Below are 20,266 nucleotides of genomic sequence, written 5' to 3'. Positions count from 1 at the left end.
GATGATATAAGCGGAGGCTATAAACCATATAGGAGGAAAGTTTTATGTCAGTTATTTCAATGAAACAATTATTAGAAGCAGGTGTACATTTCGGACACCAAACACGCCGTTGGAACCCAAAAATGAAAAAATACATTTTTACAGAGCGTAACGGCATCTATATCATCGACCTTCAAAAAACAGTTAAAAAGGTTGAAGAAGCTTACAAATGGGTAAAAGAACTTGCTGCAAATGGTGGTACGATCCTATTTGTCGGTACTAAGAAACAAGCTCAAGATTCTGTTAAAGAAGAAGCAATTCGTTCTGGTATGTACTATGTAAACCATCGTTGGTTAGGTGGAACTTTAACAAACTTTGAAACCATTCAAAAACGTATTGCACGTTTAAAAGAAATTGAAAGAATGGAAGAAGATGGAACATTTGATGTACTTCCTAAGAAAGAAGTTGTTCAATTAAAGAAACAACAAGAACGTCTTGAAAAATTCTTAGGCGGAATTAAAGATATGAAGCAATTACCTGATGCTTTATTTATCATCGATCCTCGCAAAGAGCGTATCGCTGTTGCAGAAGCACATAAATTAAACATCCCTATCGTTGGTATGGTAGATACTAACTGTGATCCAGATGAAATTGATGTAGTAATTCCTGCGAACGATGATGCGATTCGCGCAGTAAAATTATTAACAGGTAAAATGGCAGATGCTATTTTAGAAGCAAAACAAGGTGAAGAAACTGAAGTTGTAGAAACTAACGCTTAAACTTTTTTCTAAACTTGCAAAATGCGTTTCTGTTATTTATATTAATTGAAGAATATTCAAACCGAGTAGGGAAAGGTGATAAGAGGGAAGCTCCCTTTATCACCTTTTTTTAAAGAATGGATAGTACATTTGACTCTCGGCAAACATACATATTTGAAGGAGGAATTATATAATGGCTGCAATTACAGCGCAAATGGTAAAAGAACTTCGTGAAAAAACAGGTGCAGGAATGATGGATTGTAAAAAGGCACTTCAACAAACTGATGGGGATATGGAAAAGGCAATTGATTTCTTACGTGAAAAAGGAATGGCGTCTGCATCGAAAAAAGCGGATCGTATTGCTGCAGAAGGATTAACTTCTGTTGTGGTTGAGGGTAACGATGCTGTCATTCTAGAAGTTAACGCTGAAACAGACTTTGTTGCTAAAAACGATGCATTCCAAACGCTAGTAAAAGAATTAGCACAACATTTATTAAGCAAGAAACCAGCAAATGTAGAGGATGCATTAGCTTCTACGATGGATAATGGATCTACAGTACAAGATCATATTAGTGCAGCAATCGCTAAAATTGGAGAAAAAATGACTCTTCGTCGTTTTGCAGTAGCATCCAAAACAGATAACGATGCATTTGGTGCATACCTTCATATGGGTGGACGTATTTCCGTACTAACTGTATTAGAAGGCACAACGGATGAAAGTGCAGCTAAAGACGTGTCTATGCACATTGCAGCATTAAATCCTAAATATGTTTCTCGTGATCAAGTATCACAAGAAGAAGTGGACCATGAACGTGAAGTATTAAAGCAACAAGCTCTTAATGAAGGAAAACCAGAAAACATTGTAGTTAAAATGGTTGAAGGTCGTTTAAGCAAATATTTTGAAGACATTTGTTTATTAGATCAAGCTTTTGTTAAAGATCCTGACCAAAAAGTACGTAAATTTGTTGAGTCTAAAGGTGCAACTGTTCGTGAATTTGTTCGTTATGAAGTTGGAGAAGGTTTAGAAAAGCGCGAAGAAAACTTTGCCGAAGAAGTAGCGAACCAAATTAAAAAATAATTTGACATGAACAATTCATTTTCAGGGAACACAATGTGTTCCCTGTTTTTCAAACTGTTAAAATAATAGTATAATACATATGGAGGTTTTTATGACCAGTCCAAAATATAAACGCGTTGTTTTGAAATTGAGTGGAGAAGCTTTAGCTGGTGATCAAGGTTTCGGAATCTATCCAGCTGTAATAAAATCTGTTGCAGACCAAGTAAAAGAATTGGCAGATTTAGGTGTAGAAGTAGCTGTGGTTGTTGGCGGCGGTAATATCTGGCGCGGCAAAATTGGAGAAGAAATGGGAATGGATCGAGCGACAGCAGACTACATGGGAATGCTTGCGACGGTTATGAATTCCTTGGCTCTTCAAGATAGCCTAGAGCAAGTTGGATGTGAAACGCGTGTGCAAACGTCCATTGAAATGAGACAAGTTGCTGAACCATATATTCGTAGAAGAGCGATTCGTCATTTAGAAAAGAAGCGCGTGGTTATTTTTGCAGCAGGGACCGGAAATCCATATTTTTCAACAGATACGACAGCGGCGCTTCGTGCTGCTGAAATTGAAGCTGAAGTAATCCTTATGGCAAAAAATAATGTAGACGGAGTATACTCTGCAGACCCTCGGGTTGATAAAAATGCGAAAAAATATGATGAGTTATCCTACTTAGATGTCATTAAGGAAGGGTTAGCGGTTATGGATTCCACAGCATCTTCACTATGCATGGATAATAATATACCACTCATTGTCTTTTCGATTATGGAAAATGGGAATATTAAGCGTGCTGTAATGGGTGAAAAAATTGGAACGATTGTTAGGGGGAAATAAAAATGCCGAAACAAGCAATTGCAAATGCAAAAGACAGAATGGCTAAGGCGATTTCTGCATATTCGCGTGAGTTGGCAAGTATTCGTGCAGGACGTGCTAATGCATCTTTACTAGATCGGATTACAGTAGATTATTATGGGGCGCCAACACCTATTAATCAATTGGCAGGTATTTCCGTACCTGAAGCCAGATTGCTAGTTATTCAACCTTATGATAAGACAGTACTTGGTGAGATTGAAAAGGCAATTCAAAAGTCGGATCTTGGGTTAAATCCGACAAATGACGGGAATCTTATTAGAATTATGATTCCTGCTTTAACAGAGGAACGTCGTAAAGAATTAGTGAAAGTTGTTAAGAAAGAAGCAGAAGAAGCAAAAATTGCAGTCAGAAATGTACGTCGTGATGCAAATGATGATCTGAAAAAACTTGAAAAAGCTGGGGATATCACTGAAGATGAGCTTCGAGGATACTCAGATGATATTCAAAAGGTAACAGATGAGAATATTGCAAAGATCGATGCCATGACAAAGGATAAAGAAAAAGAAATCCTAGAAGTATAATTACAATGGCATAAGAAGGTTGGTTCATGAATGTTTTATGCCATATAATTCAATAAGGAAAAACCCTCTATTGATTAGGGGGTTTTTTTACACGATAAAAGGAAATGATGAAAGTAGCTAATTTTTTTAAAATCCTTTTCGATAATTAAGAGATATATTGAGATATATTTGATATGATAGGAAAGGAAAGAAATGTATACGTATAATGATTGGGGGATCATCTTTTTCGGAGGGTGAGAAAACCTTTCTGGAGGAGTTACATATGTTGTTCGATAAATTAAAAATGAGAAAAAAAACAACTAGTCCTTCTAGTCTCCAAGAACGAATAGAGCAAGTGATGGAAAAGCCTGTGCCCGAACATATTGCCATTATTATGGATGGGAATGGACGTTGGGCAAATAATAGGGCCATGCCACGGATTGCTGGACACCATGAGGGGATGAAAGTTGTTCGTAAAATCACGGTAATGGCCAATCGATTAGGGGTAAAAACATTAACTCTCTATGCTTTTTCAACTGAAAACTGGAAGCGACCTAAATCAGAAGTGGACTTTTTAATGAAACTACCTGAGGAATTTTTGGGTACTTATTTACCAGAATTAGCAACTGAAAATGTTAAAGTACAAACGATAGGATATATGGAACAATTACCTCCTCATACATATCGTGCAGTTGAAAGTGCAAAGGAACGTACGAAGGAAAATACAGGACTCATTCTTAATTTTGCCTTAAACTATGGAAGCAGAGCAGAAATTATTGAGGCTGTTAAATCTGCTATTAATGAAGCCCAAAAAGGCATTCTTAGCCCTGAGGAAATGAATGAAGACATCTTTTCCAATTATTTAATGACAAAAGGTTTACAAGATCCAGATTTATTAATTCGTACAAGTGGTGAGATTCGATTAAGCAATTTTATGCTTTGGCAGCTTGCGTATACTGAATTTTGGTTTACAGATGTCTTATGGCCAGATTTTTCTGAAGAACATTTAATTCAAGCGATAGAAGAATTTCAAAATCGACAACGACGTTTTGGCGGAGTTTAACTTCCTTCAGCAAATGTTTTTGTAGGAAAGTTTGCGACAGGCCCTGAGTTCACCTACTTCTATAAGTTTCGAGTTGTATGCAAATTTTTGAAATTAAGTAGGGAGGTTCAAACCCTGGCTGATATAAAGTTAAAGCTTCCGGCGAGTCTTGCGATTTTTTAAGGGTAATTTCTCGAGCGAGCTCAGAAAGGGTATCCGGACGCGAATTCGACGGGCGAATTTGATTAAAGGTGTTGACAATTTAGATGAAGCAAAGAATTATTACAGCAATTATTTTTGGAGCCACTCTCATCTCTTTAACAATCATAGGGGGGATACCTCTTCTCATATTAACCTACCTTGCGGCTACGGTTGCTCTTCATGAATTATTTAGAATGCGAAAACTTAATTTGTTTTCTATAGCCGGAATGATATCCATTATTTTTCTTTGGCTTATTTTACTTCCATCAAAATATGATTACATATTGACGAATATAAATTTAACAAAAGTTGAAATTACGTTAATGGCTGTATTATTATTTTTAAGTTATACAGTAGCAACAAAAAATCGTTATACTTTCGATGATGTTGCTTTTTCAATTATGTCCATTTTATATGTCGGAATGGGTTTTCATTATTTTCTTGAGACTCGTGAAGAAGGACTCGTTTTTATTTTTTACTCATTATTTATTATTTGGGCAACTGATTCCGGAGCCTATTTTATTGGGAAGGCAATGGGAAAAAGAAAATTATGGCCCGAAATTAGTCCCAATAAAACCATTGAAGGTTCATTAGGTGGAATTATTAGCGCAGTTGTCGTTAGTGTGGTATATGGTTTAATAACTGGTATGGAAATTCAGCTTATTTACTTGAGTTTCATAACAATTATTTTATCTATTTTCGGACAAATCGGTGATTTAGTGGAATCAGCATTAAAACGCCACTACCAGGTGAAGGATTCTGGAAATATCTTACCAGGTCATGGTGGAATTCTCGATCGATTTGATAGTCTATTATTTGTTTGGCCATTAATTCATTTTTTACAATTAATATAGGCTAGTGTATCAACCATAGAGGAATTTATATAGGATATGTGTAATATCTTATGGAATAACAGATTTTTTGTAGTAAAGAGATAAGTTTTGAAGCTGGAAATGTTTAGCTCCGGCGCTTTTCTTTAAGGAGTGAGTAAATGTCGAAAAATATTAGTTTATTGGGTGCAACAGGCTCCATCGGTACTCAAACTGTTGATATTATTACCAAACATAAAGACCAGTTTTCCTTAGTGGCTATGTCTGTAGGACGAAATATTGATTTAGCAAGAAAAACCATTACTGCTTTATCTCCTAAGTTGGTTTCAACCATTGAGAAAAGCGATGCAGAAACTCTACAAGCTGAATTTCCAAGTATCACTTTCTTGTATGGGGACCAAGGGCTAACCGAGGTTGCTGTATATGATAAGGCCGATATATTAGTGAATGGGGTTACTGGAAGTGTAGGTCTACAACCTACTTTACATGCAATTGAAGCTAAGAAAACCATCGCGTTTGCTAACAAAGAGACACTCGTAACTGCAGGTCATCTTGTAATGGATGCGGTGAAAAAACATAATGTATCACTCCTACCAGTTGATAGTGAACATTCAGCTATTTTTCAATGTTTACAAGGTGAAAACACAAGGAATATCGAAAAAATTATATTGACTGCTTCAGGTGGTAGCTTCAGAGATCGGAGTAGAGAAGAATTAATCAATGTGACGGTTGAGGATGCATTAAACCATCCGAATTGGTCGATGGGAGCAAAAATAACGATTGATTCTGCTTCGATGATGAATAAAGGACTTGAAGTAATTGAGGCACATTGGTTGTTTGATCTACCCTATGAAAAAATTGATGTTCTCCTCCATAAAGAAAGTGTGATTCACTCCATGGTTGAATTTCATGATAGTAGTGTGATCGCTCAGCTTGGAAGCCCTGATATGCGTGTCCCGATTTTATATGCTTTAACTTATCCTGAAAGGATGCCTTATCCATCATCAAAAAAGTTAGATTTAACTCAATTTGGTCAATTGCATTTCCAAGAAATGAATTTGGAACGTTTCCGTTGTTTAAAATTTGCTTATGAAGCAGGTAAAGCTGGGGGGTCTTATCCTACTGTTTTAAATGCTGCAAATGAAGAAGCAGTAGCAGCATTTTTAGCAAATAAAATTACATTTTTGCAAATCGAAGATCTTGTTGAACAAGCTCTAGAACGGCATAATATGGTAAAAAATCCATCTCTAGAAGATATTGAGGAAATTAATCAATCAACAAGAAATTGGGTTAAAGCCTTAATATAAGAGTTAATATTGGGATTAACCTATGTTATACAAACTTTAACTTTTGAACAAAGGTGGTAATATATTGACAACCGTTATAGCCTTCATTGTTATTTTTGGAGCATTGGTATTTTTTCATGAACTTGGTCATTTAATTTTTGCAAAAAGAGCAGGGATCTTATGCCGTGAATTTGCGATTGGCTTTGGACCAAAAGTACTTTCATTTACGAGAAATGAAACAGTTTATACCATCCGATTACTTCCAATTGGAGGCTTTGTTCGGATGGCCGGAGAGGATCCAGAAATGGTGGACATTAAGCCTGGCTATCGTGTCGGATTAATGTTAGATCACCAGGATAAAGTCCAAAAAATTATTTTAAATAATAAAGAAAAATATCCAAATGCCATCGTATTAGAAGTAGAATATGCTGATATCGAACATGACCTGATGATTAAGGGATATATGGACGGGGATGAAGAGGAAAAACTTCGCTCTTTTCAAATTTTGGACAATGCTGTTTTAGTTGAAGATGGTATTGAATCCCAAATTGCTCCATACGACCGTCAATTTGCATCAAAAACAGTTGGACAAAGAGCAATGGCTATATTTGCTGGTCCAATGATGAATTTTATATTGGCTTTTGTCGTATTTATTTTAATCGGATTATTACAAGGAATACCAACGGATGATCCAAAGCTTGGTACGATAACGGATGACGGTGCTGCTTATGCAGCTGGTTTAAAAGAAGGGGATCTTGTTCATTCGATTGATGGGGTAGAAATTTCAAGTTGGACCGATGTTGTCGAAGTTATCCAAAAAAACCCTGAAAAGGAATTGATTTTTTCAATTGAAAGAAATGGAGAAGACTTGGAAATCCCGGTTACTCCAAAAGAAAATAAATTGGAGGACGGGAAAGTCATCGGAATTATCGGAGTCTATAGTCCAACTGAAAAATCACCATTATTAGCAGTGAAGTATGGGGCTACAGAAACTTATTTTTGGACGAAAGAGATCTTTATAGCTGTTGGTAAGCTTGTAACGGGTCAATTTTCCATCGATGCCTTGGCAGGACCTGTCGGAATTTATCAATCAACTGATATGGTGGCACAGTCCGGAATTTATTACTTGATGAGATGGGCAGGAATGTTGAGTATCAACCTGGGAATTATGAACCTCCTTCCAATTCCGGCACTAGATGGTGGTAGGCTTTTATTCTTTGCAGTTGAGGCTGTAAGAGGGAAGCCAATCGATCGCCAAAAAGAAGGGATGATCCATTTTCTTGGTTTCGCTCTACTTATGCTATTAATGTTGGTTGTTACATGGAACGACATTCAACGATTCTTTTTGTAAATGATATTCAAAGTTAAGAAGGATAAGATATACAGTTAAATTGATGTCTAGCTTTAGCGCCCGGCTCCTAGAGGATTCTATTTAATCCGACACTAGAAGTTAAGGTGCAATTTCCATCCCATCTCGTCTTGTTTTATGTCTGGGGTGAGCAACGCGTACGCTTTTCTTTCATGGTGAAGGATTTCGTTCCTTCACCATGAACTTATGGCAAAAATTAATCTACATAGAGGTGCTAGTTTATGAAACAAAGTAAGACGCTTATTCCTACATTAAGAGAAGTGCCTGCAGATGCTGAAATAAAAAGTCATCAACTTTTATTAAGAGCTGGCTATATTCGTCAAACAGCTAGCGGGGTTTATAGTTATTTACCTTTAGCTTGGCGAACTTTGCAAAAAATTGAAAATATTATTCGTGAAGAAATGAATGCGATCGATTCGGTAGAGATACTAATGCCTACATTACAGCAAGCGGAGCTTTGGCAAGAATCTGGAAGATGGTATACATACGGTCCAGAGCTCATGCGTATGCATGACCGACACAATCGTGAGTTTGCGTTAGGTCCTACACATGAAGAAGTCATTACAACATTAATAAAAGATGAAGTAAAATCTTACAAGCGATTACCTCTTTCTCTTTATCAAATTCAAACAAAATTTCGTGATGAAAAAAGACCACGTTCTGGTTTATTAAGAGGTAGAGAATTTATCATGAAGGATGCTTACTCATTCCATTCATCACGCGAAAGTCTTGATGAAACCTATGATAAAATGTATCAGGCCTATTCTAATATTTTCACACGTGCCGGTCTTGATTTCCGTGCGGTTATAGCGGATGCAGGAGCCATAGGTGGAAAAGGAACTCATGAATTTATGGCTCTGTCTGATATCGGTGAAGATACCATAGCTTATTCTGATACATCTTCATATGCAGCAAATATTGAAATGGCACCTGTTGTTACTCAATATGAAAAAAGCAATGAAGACGTAAAAGAGTTGGAAAAAGTGTTGACCGAAAACCAAAAAACCATTGCTGATGTTTCCTCATTTTTAAATGTAGATGTGCAACAATGCATTAAATCATTACTGTTCAAAGTTGATGATCAATATGTATTAGTGCTTGTACGTGGGGATCATGAAGTAAATGATATTAAGTTAAAGAATGTATATAATGCCGGAACGGTTGAATTAGCAGAAGCAGACGAAACAATCAAAATTCTTGGCTGTTCTGTAGGTTCGCTTGGACCAGTGGGTGTTTCCAATGTAGATGTGATTGCCGATCATGCGGTTAAAACAATTGTAAATGGAGTATGCGGTGCAAATGAAGAGGATTATCACTATGTTCATGTAAATCCGGAAAGAGACTTTCAAGTGTCTAGATATGAAGATTTACGTTTTATTCAAGAAGGCGACCCTTCACCAGACGGTCAAGGAAGGATTCTTTTTGCGAAGGGAATTGAAGTTGGACATATCTTCAAATTAGGGACTCGTTATAGTGAAGCAATGAATGCGGTGTTTTTAGATGAAAAAGGTAAAGCTCAGCCGTTTATTATGGGCTGTTATGGAATTGGTGTATCAAGAATGATTTCTGCTGTCGCAGAGCAGTTTAATGATGAAAAAGGCTTCATTTGGCCTGTCAGCATTGCACCATACCATGTACATCTAGTTGCTGTGAATATGAAAGATGAAGCACAAACTGAGTTAACAGAGAGGTTATATCGAGAACTATCACAGAAACGATTTGAAGTCCTATATGATGATCGACAAGAACGTGCTGGTGTGAAATTTGCTGATAGTGATTTAATTGGTCTACCAATTAGAATTACTGTGGGGAAAAAAGCAAATGAAGGACTTGTTGAGCTTAAGGTTCGTAAAACAGGAGAAATGAAAGAAGTTCATGTTGACGAATTAGAAACTACGATCTCACAAATTCTTTCAACTCTATAATGTATAAAAGGTGTCATAGATTCCAGATCATATTTTTGGAGTCTGGCACCTTTTTTATTTTCCAGACCTCACGTACGAGTTGATATGATATAATAACTTTTGTCTAATTAAAATCGTTAACAAATTTATAGACGGGAGGAGAGAGATCTTAATGAGTACAGACTCAGAAAGAATTGAGCGATTTCAGCTCTTACTCCAGCAACTACAACTTACTGACCAGACACTAGTTCCATACTTCTCAAATGCTCAGATTGAAAAACTGGTAATTGATAAGAAAACTAGAAAATGGCATTTCCACTTTTTATTCCAACAGATATTGCCTTACAATATATTGATAAAGTTTTTAGATCAACTAGGTAAAACTTTTTCCTACATCGCACAAATTTCCTATTCGATACAGGTAAGAGATACTAAGTTTTCAGATCAATTAATCATTGATTATTGGAGGCATTGCCTTAAAGAGCTCGATGGAATCTCACCTCCATTATTAAAAGTGTTAAATGAGCAGGTACCAAAGATACAAGGGAACAAAATTATCATAAAAGTAAAAAGTGAGATAGAAAGTTTATCGATTAAAAATAAATATACTCATTTGTTATCGGAAGTGTATCAACAATATGGTTTCCCTCCATTGGTATGTGATACTGAAATTGATTTAGAGCAGTCAAATCAAGAATATGAAAAGTTTGTAGAAGCTAAACAAAAGGAAGATCAAGAGAGAGCTTTTCAAGCGCTAGTTGATATGCAGAAGCAGGAAGAAAAATCGGTTGAAGTATCAGAACATACTGGACCTGTAGTCATTGGATTGACCATTAGAGATGATGCGGACTATAAGAGATTAGAAGAAATAACAGATGAAGAACGCCGCGTTTCAATTGAAGGGTATGTGTTTAGTGCTGAAACAAAAGAATTACGCAGTGGAAGAACGTTATTAACCTTCAAAATTACAGATTATACAAGCTCCATTATGGTTAAAATGTTTTCCCGGGATAAAGAGGATGCCGAGCTCTTTACTCATGTTAAAAAGGGAATGTGGTTAAAGGTACGTGGAAGTGTTCAAAATGATACATTTGTCCGTGATCTTGTCATGATCGGAAACGATGTAAACGAAGTAAAGGCACCGACTCGTATGGACAAAGCACCAGAAGATGAAAAACGAGTGGAATTACATTTGCACACCCCAATGAGTCAAATGGATGCTGTTTCTTCAGTAAGCGCATTGGTCGGCCAAGCAAAAAAGTGGGGGCATAAAGCGATTGCGATTACTGATCATGCGGTAGCTCAATCATTTCCTGAAGCGTTTAGTGCTGGTAAAAAGAATGATATTAAAATACTGTATGGTGTTGAAGCCAATTTAGTCGATGACGGTGTTCCGATTGCTTATAATTCAGCACATCGCAAATTAGCTGATGATACGTATGTTGTTTTTGACGTTGAAACAACTGGTCTTTCTGCTGTATACGATACGATTATTGAACTTGCGGCCGTTAAAGTTCGCAATGGAGAAATTATTGATCGGTTTGAATCGTTCGCAAATCCACATGTACCGCTAACAGCAACGATTATTAACTTAACCAGTATTACGGATGATATGCTGCAAGATGCTCCAGAGGTAGAAGCGGTTCTAAAAAGGTTTCATCGCTGGACTGAAGATGCGATTCTTGTAGCCCATAATGCTTCTTTTGATATGGGGTTCTTAAATACTGGATATAAAAAAATTGGCTTAGAAAAAGCGGACAATCCAGTCATCGATACGCTAGAACTTGGTCGATTTTTGTATCCACAATTAAAAAATCATCGTTTAAATACATTAGCAAAAAAACTAGAGGTTGAATTAACTCAACATCACCGTGCCATCTATGATGCTGAAGCAACTGGCTATATTTTATTGAAAATGTTGCGCGACGCAGCCGAAAAGGGAATTGAATATCATGATCAATTGAATGATAATATGGGACAAGGTAATGCTTACCAACGGGCACGCCCGTATCATTGTACATTGCTGGCTCAAAATGATCTTGGTCTTAAAAATCTCTTTAAATTAATCTCATTGTCAAATCTCCATTATTTTTATCGTGTCCCTAGAATCCCACGTTCACAGTTAGAAAAGTATCGAGAGGGAATTATCGTTGGTTCGGCATGTGATAAAGGGGAAGTATTCACAGGGATGATGCAAAAGGGACCAGATGAAGTAGAAAAAATTGCTGGGTTCTATGATTATTTGGAGGTACATCCGAAAGAGGTTTACCAACATTTAATTGAACTTGAAATGGTTAAGAATGAAAATGCGTTAGAGGAAATCATTAGTAATATTGTGAATTTGGGTGAGAAATTAGATATCCCGGTCGTTGCTACTGGAAATGTTCACTACTTAAATCCAAATGATAAGATTTATCGAAAAATCTTAATTCATTCTCAAGGAGGAGCAAATCCGCTTAACCGCCATAATTTGCCCGATGTTCATTTTAGAACGACAGATGAAATGCTCCAAGCTTTTTCGTTTTTAGGTGAAGAAAAAGCGAAGGAAATTGTTGTCGAGAACACGAATAAAATAGCTGATATGATTGATGAAATTAAGCCCATTAAGGATGATTTGTATACACCAAAAATTGAAGGTGCAGAAGATGAAATCCGCAATATGAGTTATAAAATGGCGAAACAAATATATGGTGAACCATTACCAGAAATTGTCGAAGCCAGACTTGAAAAAGAGCTAACGAGTATTATTGGGAATGGGTTCTCTGTTATCTATTTAATCTCTCATAAGTTAGTTAAAAAATCGATTGAGGATGGTTATCTAGTAGGTTCACGTGGTTCAGTTGGTTCATCGTTTGTAGCAACAATGACCGAAATTACGGAAGTAAATCCATTGCCACCACATTATGTTTGTCCACATTGTAAGCACTCAGAATTTTTTAATGACGGATCTGTTGGTTCTGGTTTTGATTTACCTGATAAAAATTGCCCGAACTGTGGAGCTCTATACAGAAAAGAAGGACAGGATATACCTTTTGAAACCTTCTTAGGGTTTAAAGGAGATAAAGTTCCCGATATCGACTTAAACTTTTCCGGTGAATATCAGCCTCGTGCCCATGATTATACAAAAGTTCTGTTTGGTGAGGATTATGTTTATCGTGCAGGGACAATTGGAACAGTAGCCGATAAGACGGCCTTTGGTTATGTAAAGGGATATCAACAGGATCATAATTTACAACTACGCGGTGCTGAAGTGGAAAGACTTGCCTCTGGATGTACAGGAGTAAAGCGAACGACAGGACAGCATCCAGGTGGAATTATCGTTATTCCAGATTATATGGATGTTTACGATTTTAGTCCGATTCAATTCCCTGCGGATGATCGGAATGCGGAATGGAGAACAACACATTTTGATTTCCATTCGATTCATGATAATGTATTGAAACTAGATATCCTTGGGCACGATGATCCAACCGTGATTAGGATGCTTCAAGATTTAAGTGGAATTGATCCAAAAACAATCCCTACGGATGATCCTGAAGTCATGAAAATTTACAGCAGTACAGAGCCATTAGGGGTTACAGAGGAACAAATTATGTGTAAAACTGGAACATACGGGATTCCAGAGTTTGGTACACGTTTTGTTAGACAAATGCTTGAAGATACAAAACCAACCACCTTCTCGGAACTTGTGCAGATTTCAGGTCTTTCACATGGTACGGACGTATGGCTAGGGAATGCCCAAGAATTAATTCATAATAATATTTGTACGTTGCCTGAGGTTATTGGGTGCCGTGATGATATAATGGTTTACTTAATTTATCAAGGGTTAGAACCATCATTAGCGTTTAAGATCATGGAATCTGTTCGTAAAGGGAAAGGCTTAACAGACGATATGGAAGCTGAAATGAGAAAAAATGAAGTACCAGAATGGTATATTGATTCTTGTAAAAAGATAAAATATATGTTCCCAAAAGCGCATGCTGCAGCATATGTATTAATGGGAGTACGCGTTGCTTATTTTAAAGTACATCATCCGATTCTTTATTATGCGGCCTATTTTACGGTACGTGCAGAGGACTTCGATTTGGATAGTATGGTAAAAGGGTCAAATGCTATTCGTGCACGAATAGATGAAATTAACAGTAAAGGTCTTGATGCCTCTACAAAGGAAAAAAACTTATTAACTGTTTTAGAGTTATGTTTAGAAATGTGTGAAAGAGGTTTTTCATTTAAGAATATCGATTTATATCGCTCAAGTGCAACTGAATTTCTTATTGATGGGAATTCATTAATTCCACCTTTTAATGCAATCCCAGGATTAGGGACAAACGCAGCTTTAAACATTGTAAAAGCAAGGGAAAATGGGGAGTTTCTTTCAAAAGAAGACCTCCAAACAAGAGGGAAAGTATCAAAAACGATCATGGAATTCCTAGAACAACAAGGTTGTTTAGGATCACTACCAGATCAAAATCAGTTGTCATTATTCTAATGAATAAAGTCAAGTCCTTTTCTATTTCAATTGTCTAGCTACAGCGGCTAGACCCTCTGGGTCATTAGCTAATCCGTCGAGAAGGTAAAGTACACCTTCACGCCGGCTTATCTTATGCCTGTTGGGTCTGAGCAGCCGCTTCCGCTTTTCACGTTTGCATTAAATATTTGGATATGTTATAGTTTTATTGGAAATACTAAGGATAACTCTAGTAACTAAGAGTGGGGAAACCCACTCTTTCGTATTGTTTGCAACAAATTTTTACCCTTTTTTATTTACAATACGCTTGATTTTGTAACTCCTGTTCCCTCGCTATCTATTTCAAGATTATAGATAGCAAGCAATTTACAGGAGTTTTGTAATTTCTTTAACTTCATTCAGCAGAATTCCTCCATGCCTGGAAGTGGAAAATGAAGGAAAAATATAATAAGATTCAGCGGGGATATAACCCTAGCTGAATGAAGTTAAGCCTCCGGCGGATGCCTCGGATCTTTTAAGGAAATTTATCGAGTAAGCTAGCAAAAATCCGGGCGCAAATTCGACGGAACGAATTTGATATTTTGCCTTTAGCAAAGGAGGGACTCTGTGTGAGTAAGGTCATTGATACTGTAAATCAAATCGTAACGCCAATATTAGATGAAATGCAACTTGAACTTGTAGATGTGGAATATGTGAAAGAGGGAAAAGATTGGTTTCTGCGCGTTTTTATTGATAAACCAGCAGGGATTGATATAGAGGAATGTGGTGTAGTAAGTGAAAGGTTGAGTGAAAAATTAGATGAAATAGATCCCATCACTCATAATTATTTTCTTGAAGTGTCATCACCTGGAGCGGAGCGTCCTTTAAAAAAGAAACAGGATTTTGAAAAGGCGATTGGAAAAAATGTGTTTATTAAAACCTTTGAACCCATAAACGATGAAAAGGAGTTTGAAGGAGTTTTAACTGATTTTGATGGAACAGAAGTATCTATTGAAATCAAAATAAAAACTAGAAAGAAAACGATAACGATTCCTTATGAAAAGATTGCAATTGCGCGTCTTGCAGTCACTTTTTCATAATTTAATTGGATTATCAGATTAGGGGGGGACCATTTTTATGAGCAGTGAATTATTAGATGCTCTTGTTTTACTTGAAAAGGAAAAAGGCATTTCAAGAAACGTTATTATCGAAGCGATTGAGGCGGCACTCATTTCGGCTTATCGCAGAAACTATAATCAGGCACAAAACGTTAGAATCGATATTAACTTAGGTACTGGAACGATGCGGGTTTTTGCGCGTAAAGAGGTTGTTGATGAAGTATTTGATCCAAGACTAGAAATTTCATTGGAGGATGCAAGAAAAATCAATCCTAATTACCACGTAGAAGACATTGTGGAACTTGAGGTAACTCCAAAAGAATTTGGGCGAATTGCTGCTCAAACAGCAAAACAAGTAGTAACACAACGAGTTCGTGAAGCAGAACGCGGCATTATTTATTCTGAATTTATCGATCGTGAAGAAGACATAATGACAGGTATTGTACAAAGACAAGACTCAAAGTTTATTTATGTTAGTCTTGGTAAAATCGAAGCGATTTTACCGACAAATGAACAAATGCCTAATGAACGTTACAAACCACATGACCGTATTAAAGTATTTTTAACAAAAGTGGAAAAAACAACAAAAGGTCCGCAAATCTATGTATCTCGGACACATCCAGGTTTACTAAAGCGATTATTTGAAATTGAAGTGCCTGAAATTTATGATGGAACTGTAGAAATTAAATCGGTTGCTAGGGAAGCAGGAGATCGCTCTAAAATATCGGTTCATTCAGATAATGATGAAGTGGATGCGGTAGGTTCGTGTGTGGGTCCTAAAGGATCTCGTGTACAAGCTATTGTTAATGAACTAAAAGGTGAAAAGATTGATATTGTGAAATGGTCTCCCGATCCAGTTGTGTTTGTTGCAAATGCCTTAAGTCCTTCTAAAGTACTTGATGTTATTGTGAATGAGGAAGAAAAGGCAACAACGGTCATTGTTCCAGATTATCAGCTTTCTTTGGCGATTGGTAAACGTGGACAAAACGCAAGATTGGCAGCTAAATTAACAGGATGGAAAATAGATATTAAATCTGAAAGTGATGCACGTGAAGCAGGAGTTTATCCTCGGAATGAATCACTCTTAAATTATGATGAAGAAGAATTAGATGATTATCATGTTGAAATAGAAGAACATTCTGATGACAATCTTTTAAGTAATTATGATGATTCTAATGATTCTAATGAAAACCTTAAGTAATACCAAGGGGGGATAAAGATGGCAACTCGAAAAAAAGTTCCTTTGCGCAAATGTGTTGTAACAGGTGAAATGAAACCTAAAAAAGAATTGGTACGAATCGTTCGTTCAAAAGAAGGAGAAGTATCGGTTGACTTAACAGGTAAAAAATCTGGTAGGGGCGCATATCTTTCCTTGGATAAAGATACAATTTTAACAGCAAAAAAGAAAAACGTATTAGCTAATCACTTACAAGTTTCAATAGATAACTCGATTTATGAAGAGTTATTGGAACTGGTTGAAGAAAGGAATTCAAACTCCTAATGGATGGACAGAAATGGATATCATTAGTTGGATTAGCGAATCGAGCGGGGAAAATTATATCGGGCGAAGAATTATCCGTTAAAGAAATCAGGAACGGAAAAGCGAAACTAGTTCTGTTATCAGCAGATGCATCTGCTAATACGACTAAGAAAATAACAGATAAATGTAGATCCTATCAGGTTCCAATCAGAATCGTGGAAAATCGTTACGTTTTAGGACATGCGATTGGAAAAGATGCCCGCGTGGTTATTTCGATTTTAGATAGTGGATTTGCAAAAAAAATGTTATCGCTGCTCGATTAATATCAGCGGGGGTGAAAGTATGGTAAAAATGCGCGTGTATGAATACGCAAAAAAACATAATATTTCGAGTAAGGAAGTAATTTCAAAGTTAAAAGAGATGGGGATTGAAGTTTCCAACCATATGACAACTATAGAGGATGATGCAATGAAGAAATTAGATGGAATTTATCAAAAAACTAATGAAACACAGTCGGAAAAAACAGCAAAGACACAACCTCAACAAGCTGTAAAACGTAATGCTAATGAGGGTGGTTCGGTAGATAATAGCAAAGCAAAGGCAGGAGCGAAGAAACCTTCGAATCATTCACCATCACATTCAAATAATCGAAATAAAGGTAAAAGTACTAATCAAAACAGAAATAATCAGGGTAAGAATAAAGGGAAAAATCAAAACCATAAGCAAGCCCAACACCACACTCCACCTGAAAAGAAGAAGGAAAAAGAATTACCTGAAAAAATTACGTTTAGTGATTCACTGACAGTTGCCGAGTTGGCTAAGAAATTGCATCGAGAACCTTCAGAAATTATTAAAAAGCTATTTTTACTTGGTGTTATGGCAACAATCAACCAAGATCTTGATAAAGATGCGATTGAATTAATTGCAGGTGAGTATGGAGTAGAAGTAGAAGAAGAAATAAGAGTAGACACTACAGATCTAGAGGTTTACTTTACAGAAGATAATGAGGAGGACTTAGTCGAAAGACCCTCTGTTGTCACAATCATGGGTCACGTTGACCACGGGAAAACTACTACACTTGATGCAATTCGCCATACTAAAGTAACAGCTGGGGAAGCAGGAGGAATCACTCAACATATTGGTGCCTACCAAGTTGTAGAAAACGGTAAGAAAATAACATTCTTGGATACTCCTGGACATGCTGCTTTTACAACGATGCGTGCGCGAGGAGCTCAAATCACTGATATTACCATTCTAGTTGTTGCAGCAGATGATGGGGTTATGCCACAAACGGTTGAAGCTCTCAATCATGCGAAAGCAGCTGAGGTTCCAATTATTGTAGCGGTCAATAAGATTGATAAACCAACTGCAAACCCTGATCGAGTGATGCAGGAATTAACAGAACATGGTCTTGTCCCAGAGGCATGGGGTGGAGACACAATCTTTGTTCCACTTTCTGCAAAAACAGGTGAGGGAATTGATGACTTACTTGAAATGATCCTTCTTGTTAGTGAAGTAGAAGAATATAAGGCCAATCCAAATCGAAAAGCATTAGGTACAGTTATTGAAGCTCGCTTAGATAAAGGAAAAGGTTCTGTTGCCACATTACTTGTTCAAAACGGTACATTAAAGATTGGGGATCCGATCGTTGTCGGTAATACTTATGGTCGTGTTCGTGCCATGGTAAATGATTTGGGTCGTCGTGTGAAGGAAGCTGGACCATCCACGCCGGTTGAAATCACAGGATTAAATGATGTTCCTTTAGCTGGAGATCGATTTGTTGTATTTGAAGATGAAAAAACAGCTAGACAAGTTGGAGAAGTAAGAGCATCGATGGCACTACAAGCACAACGAAGTGAAAAAACGAAGGTAAGCTTAGAAAACCTATTTGAACATATGAAACAAGGGGAAATGAAGGAGCTTAACCTTATTATTAAAGCAGACGTACAAGGTTCTGCAGAAGCATTAGCTGCATCTTTATATAAAATTGATGTAGAAGGAGTTAAAATCAAAATTATTCACACAGCAGTTGGCGCAATTAATGAATCCGATATAAGTTTGGCTGCAGCTTCAAATGCCATTGTGATTGGGTTCAACGTTCGTCCTGATAATAATGCAAAAAATGCTGCAGAAGCAGAAGGCGTTGATATACGTCTTCACCGAATCATTTATAAAGTAATTGAAGAAATTGAAGCGGCTATGCAAGGGATGCTTGATCCTGAATTTGAAGAAAAAATTATTGGTCAAGCAGAAGTTCGTCAAACCTTCAAAGTATCAAAAGTTGGTACTATTGCGGGTAGTTATGTAACAGATGGTAAAATTACACGAGACAGTGGAGTTCGACTCATTCGCGATGGAGTAGTTATTTTTGAAGGCGAGATTGATGCTCTTAAGCGTTTTAAAGATGATGTAAAAGAAGTTAGTCAAGGTTATGAATGTGGAATTACAATTAAGAATTTTAATGATGTGAAAGAAAGCGACGTCATTGAAGCATATATCATGGAAGAAGTGGGACGTTAATGATAGTTGGCTTATTAGCCTGCGAATGCATCATTTATGATGCCCATTCTTTAAAAGATAAAAGGGCTGTTTTGCAAAGAATCATGTCTAGATTAAAGCAAAAGTTTAATGTATCTGTTTCGGAAGTGGACTTTCAAGATACTTGGCAGAGAAGTAAAATTGCGATTGCCGTTGTGGCTTCTGCACGTAATCCAGCAGAAATTGAATTACAAAATGCCCTCAAATTTATTGATTCGTTTCCCGAAATAGAAAGAACGATCACCGATATAGAATGGCTTTAACTTCATCAAGCTAAAGACCTTCACTTTGTAAGCAGTGAATGTAATAAAGGTCTATCGTTTAAATGATTTAAAATTACGCTGAATGAAGTTAAGCCTCCGGCGGATATCAAGGATTTTTTCACATGCGGATTTGGCGTTGTGAGGCGTGATGAAAATTTAAGGCGCAATTTCGGCGGGCGAATTTAATCAGGTGTGAGGTGAGAATATGAGTGTAAGAGCTAATCGTGTAGGAGAGCAAATGAAAAAAGAACTAGGCGAAATTATCGGTCGGAAAATTAAAGATCCACGTATTGGGTTTGTTACCGTGACAGATGTACAATTGACGGGAGATCTTCAACAAGCAACTGTCTATATCTCAGTACTAGGTGACGAAAATCAACGTGAAAACACTTTGCTTGGTTTAGCTAAAGCAAAGGGCTTTATTCGTTCAGAAATTGGTCAAAGAATTCGTTTGCGAAAAACTCCTGAAATCACCTTTGAATTTGATGAATCCATTGGCTATGGAAATAGAATTGACACTTTATTACATCAGATTCGAAATGAGGAAAAAAATTAATTTGAAATACTAGTAAAAATGGGTAGACACTTTGTCTATCCATTTTTTTAAGAAAGGAATGGAA

17 protein-coding genes are annotated in these 20,266 nt (G+C 36.8%); all 17 read left to right on the top strand.

The window, feature by feature from the left end; all coding sequences use genetic code 11:
• Positions 1-44 precede the first annotated feature (44 nt).
• Positions 45-758, top strand: coding sequence for a 30S ribosomal protein S2 (rpsB, locus tag Q5760_RS16065; protein WP_428908637.1), 714 nt, complete (start codon positions 45-47; stop codon positions 756-758).
• 172 nt (positions 759-930) lie between these two features.
• A complete protein-coding gene (tsf, locus tag Q5760_RS16060) occupies positions 931-1,815 on the top strand; it encodes a translation elongation factor Ts (protein WP_428908636.1) in 885 nt (294 codons plus the stop codon).
• A 91-nt stretch (positions 1,816-1,906) separates the two neighbouring features.
• The gene (pyrH, locus tag Q5760_RS16055) at positions 1,907-2,629 is read left to right on the top strand and encodes a UMP kinase (protein ID WP_428908635.1); all 723 of its coding nucleotides are present in this window, start codon (positions 1,907-1,909) and stop codon (positions 2,627-2,629) included.
• Positions 2,630-2,631: 2 nt separating this feature from the next.
• On the top strand, positions 2,632-3,189 hold the full coding sequence (gene frr / locus Q5760_RS16050; RefSeq protein ID WP_428908634.1) for a ribosome recycling factor: 558 nt from the start codon (positions 2,632-2,634) through the stop codon (positions 3,187-3,189).
• 283 nt (positions 3,190-3,472) lie between these two features.
• Positions 3,473-4,231, top strand: coding sequence for an isoprenyl transferase (locus Q5760_RS16045; protein WP_428908633.1), 759 nt, complete (start codon positions 3,473-3,475; stop codon positions 4,229-4,231).
• A 245-nt stretch (positions 4,232-4,476) separates the two neighbouring features.
• Entirely contained in the window at positions 4,477-5,265 is a 789-nt protein-coding gene (locus Q5760_RS16040) for a phosphatidate cytidylyltransferase (protein WP_428908632.1), read from the top strand.
• 137 nt (positions 5,266-5,402) lie between these two features.
• Positions 5,403-6,548 carry a 1-deoxy-D-xylulose-5-phosphate reductoisomerase gene (gene dxr / locus Q5760_RS16035; protein ID WP_428908631.1) on the top strand — a complete coding sequence of 382 codons (1,146 nt, stop codon included), beginning with the start codon at positions 5,403-5,405 and terminating at the stop codon, positions 6,546-6,548.
• 64 nt (positions 6,549-6,612) lie between these two features.
• On the top strand, positions 6,613-7,878 hold the full coding sequence (rseP, locus tag Q5760_RS16030) for an RIP metalloprotease RseP (protein WP_428908630.1): 1,266 nt from the start codon (positions 6,613-6,615) through the stop codon (positions 7,876-7,878).
• 239 nt (positions 7,879-8,117) lie between these two features.
• Positions 8,118-9,821, top strand: a complete 1,704-nt coding sequence (locus Q5760_RS16025) for a proline--tRNA ligase (protein WP_428908629.1) — start codon at positions 8,118-8,120, stop codon at positions 9,819-9,821.
• Positions 9,822-9,972: 151 nt separating this feature from the next.
• The gene (locus Q5760_RS16020; RefSeq protein WP_428908628.1) at positions 9,973-14,289 is read left to right on the top strand and encodes a PolC-type DNA polymerase III; all 4,317 of its coding nucleotides are present in this window, start codon (positions 9,973-9,975) and stop codon (positions 14,287-14,289) included.
• 587 nt (positions 14,290-14,876) lie between these two features.
• A complete protein-coding gene (rimP, locus tag Q5760_RS16015) occupies positions 14,877-15,347 on the top strand; it encodes a ribosome maturation factor RimP (protein ID WP_428908627.1) in 471 nt (156 codons plus the stop codon).
• A 37-nt stretch (positions 15,348-15,384) separates the two neighbouring features.
• Positions 15,385-16,566 carry a transcription termination factor NusA gene (gene nusA, locus Q5760_RS16010; protein WP_428908626.1) on the top strand — a complete coding sequence of 394 codons (1,182 nt, stop codon included), beginning with the start codon at positions 15,385-15,387 and terminating at the stop codon, positions 16,564-16,566.
• 18 nt (positions 16,567-16,584) lie between these two features.
• Positions 16,585-16,866, top strand: coding sequence for an RNase P modulator RnpM (gene rnpM, locus Q5760_RS16005; RefSeq protein WP_428908625.1), 282 nt, complete (start codon positions 16,585-16,587; stop codon positions 16,864-16,866).
• Entirely contained in the window at positions 16,866-17,168 is a 303-nt protein-coding gene (locus Q5760_RS16000) for a YlxQ family RNA-binding protein (protein ID WP_428908624.1), read from the top strand. The genes rnpM and Q5760_RS16000 overlap by 1 nt, the downstream gene beginning before the upstream one ends.
• Before the next feature lie 19 nt (positions 17,169-17,187).
• Positions 17,188-19,365 carry a translation initiation factor IF-2 gene (gene infB / locus Q5760_RS15995; RefSeq protein WP_428908623.1) on the top strand — a complete coding sequence of 726 codons (2,178 nt, stop codon included), beginning with the start codon at positions 17,188-17,190 and terminating at the stop codon, positions 19,363-19,365.
• Positions 19,365-19,646 (top strand): DUF503 domain-containing protein, encoded by a 282-nt coding sequence (locus tag Q5760_RS15990; RefSeq protein ID WP_428908622.1) that lies wholly within the window; start codon positions 19,365-19,367, stop codon positions 19,644-19,646. Before infB ends, Q5760_RS15990 begins: the two co-directional genes overlap by 1 nt.
• Before the next feature lie 205 nt (positions 19,647-19,851).
• Positions 19,852-20,202, top strand: a complete 351-nt coding sequence (gene rbfA, locus Q5760_RS15985) for a 30S ribosome-binding factor RbfA (RefSeq protein WP_428908621.1) — start codon at positions 19,852-19,854, stop codon at positions 20,200-20,202.
• Positions 20,203-20,266 lie beyond the last annotated feature (64 nt).

It is taken from the genome of Niallia sp. Kr1 (assembly GCF_050389805.1).
Classification (GTDB): domain Bacteria; phylum Bacillota; class Bacilli; order Bacillales; family Cytobacillaceae; genus Bacillus_BD.
This window is presented reverse-complemented; position numbering and strand designations above follow the sequence as displayed.

Bases quoted from the DNA above. Each gene is read 5' to 3' on its own strand.
- Q5760_RS16045 (WP_428908633.1), top strand. From the start codon at position 3,473: ATGAGAAAAAAAACAACTAGTCCTTCTAGTCTCCAAGAACGAATAGAG.
- rnpM (WP_428908625.1), top strand. From the start codon at position 16,585: ATGGCAACTCGAAAAAAAGTTCCTTTGCGCAAATGTGTTGTAACAGGT.
- pyrH (WP_428908635.1), top strand. From the start codon at position 1,907: ATGACCAGTCCAAAATATAAACGCGTTGTTTTGAAATTGAGTGGAGAA.
- infB (WP_428908623.1), top strand. From the start codon at position 17,188: ATGGTAAAAATGCGCGTGTATGAATACGCAAAAAAACATAATATTTCG.
- rbfA (WP_428908621.1), top strand. From the start codon at position 19,852: ATGAGTGTAAGAGCTAATCGTGTAGGAGAGCAAATGAAAAAAGAACTA.
- Q5760_RS16040 (WP_428908632.1), top strand. From the start codon at position 4,477: ATGAAGCAAAGAATTATTACAGCAATTATTTTTGGAGCCACTCTCATC.
- nusA (WP_428908626.1), top strand. From the start codon at position 15,385: ATGAGCAGTGAATTATTAGATGCTCTTGTTTTACTTGAAAAGGAAAAA.
- frr (WP_428908634.1), top strand. From the start codon at position 2,632: ATGCCGAAACAAGCAATTGCAAATGCAAAAGACAGAATGGCTAAGGCG.
- Q5760_RS16000 (WP_428908624.1), top strand. From the start codon at position 16,866: ATGGATGGACAGAAATGGATATCATTAGTTGGATTAGCGAATCGAGCG.
- rpsB (WP_428908637.1), top strand. From the start codon at position 45: ATGTCAGTTATTTCAATGAAACAATTATTAGAAGCAGGTGTACATTTC.
- Q5760_RS15990 (WP_428908622.1), top strand. From the start codon at position 19,365: ATGATAGTTGGCTTATTAGCCTGCGAATGCATCATTTATGATGCCCAT.
- Q5760_RS16020 (WP_428908628.1), top strand. From the start codon at position 9,973: ATGAGTACAGACTCAGAAAGAATTGAGCGATTTCAGCTCTTACTCCAG.
- Q5760_RS16025 (WP_428908629.1), top strand. From the start codon at position 8,118: ATGAAACAAAGTAAGACGCTTATTCCTACATTAAGAGAAGTGCCTGCA.
- tsf (WP_428908636.1), top strand. From the start codon at position 931: ATGGCTGCAATTACAGCGCAAATGGTAAAAGAACTTCGTGAAAAAACA.
- dxr (WP_428908631.1), top strand. From the start codon at position 5,403: ATGTCGAAAAATATTAGTTTATTGGGTGCAACAGGCTCCATCGGTACT.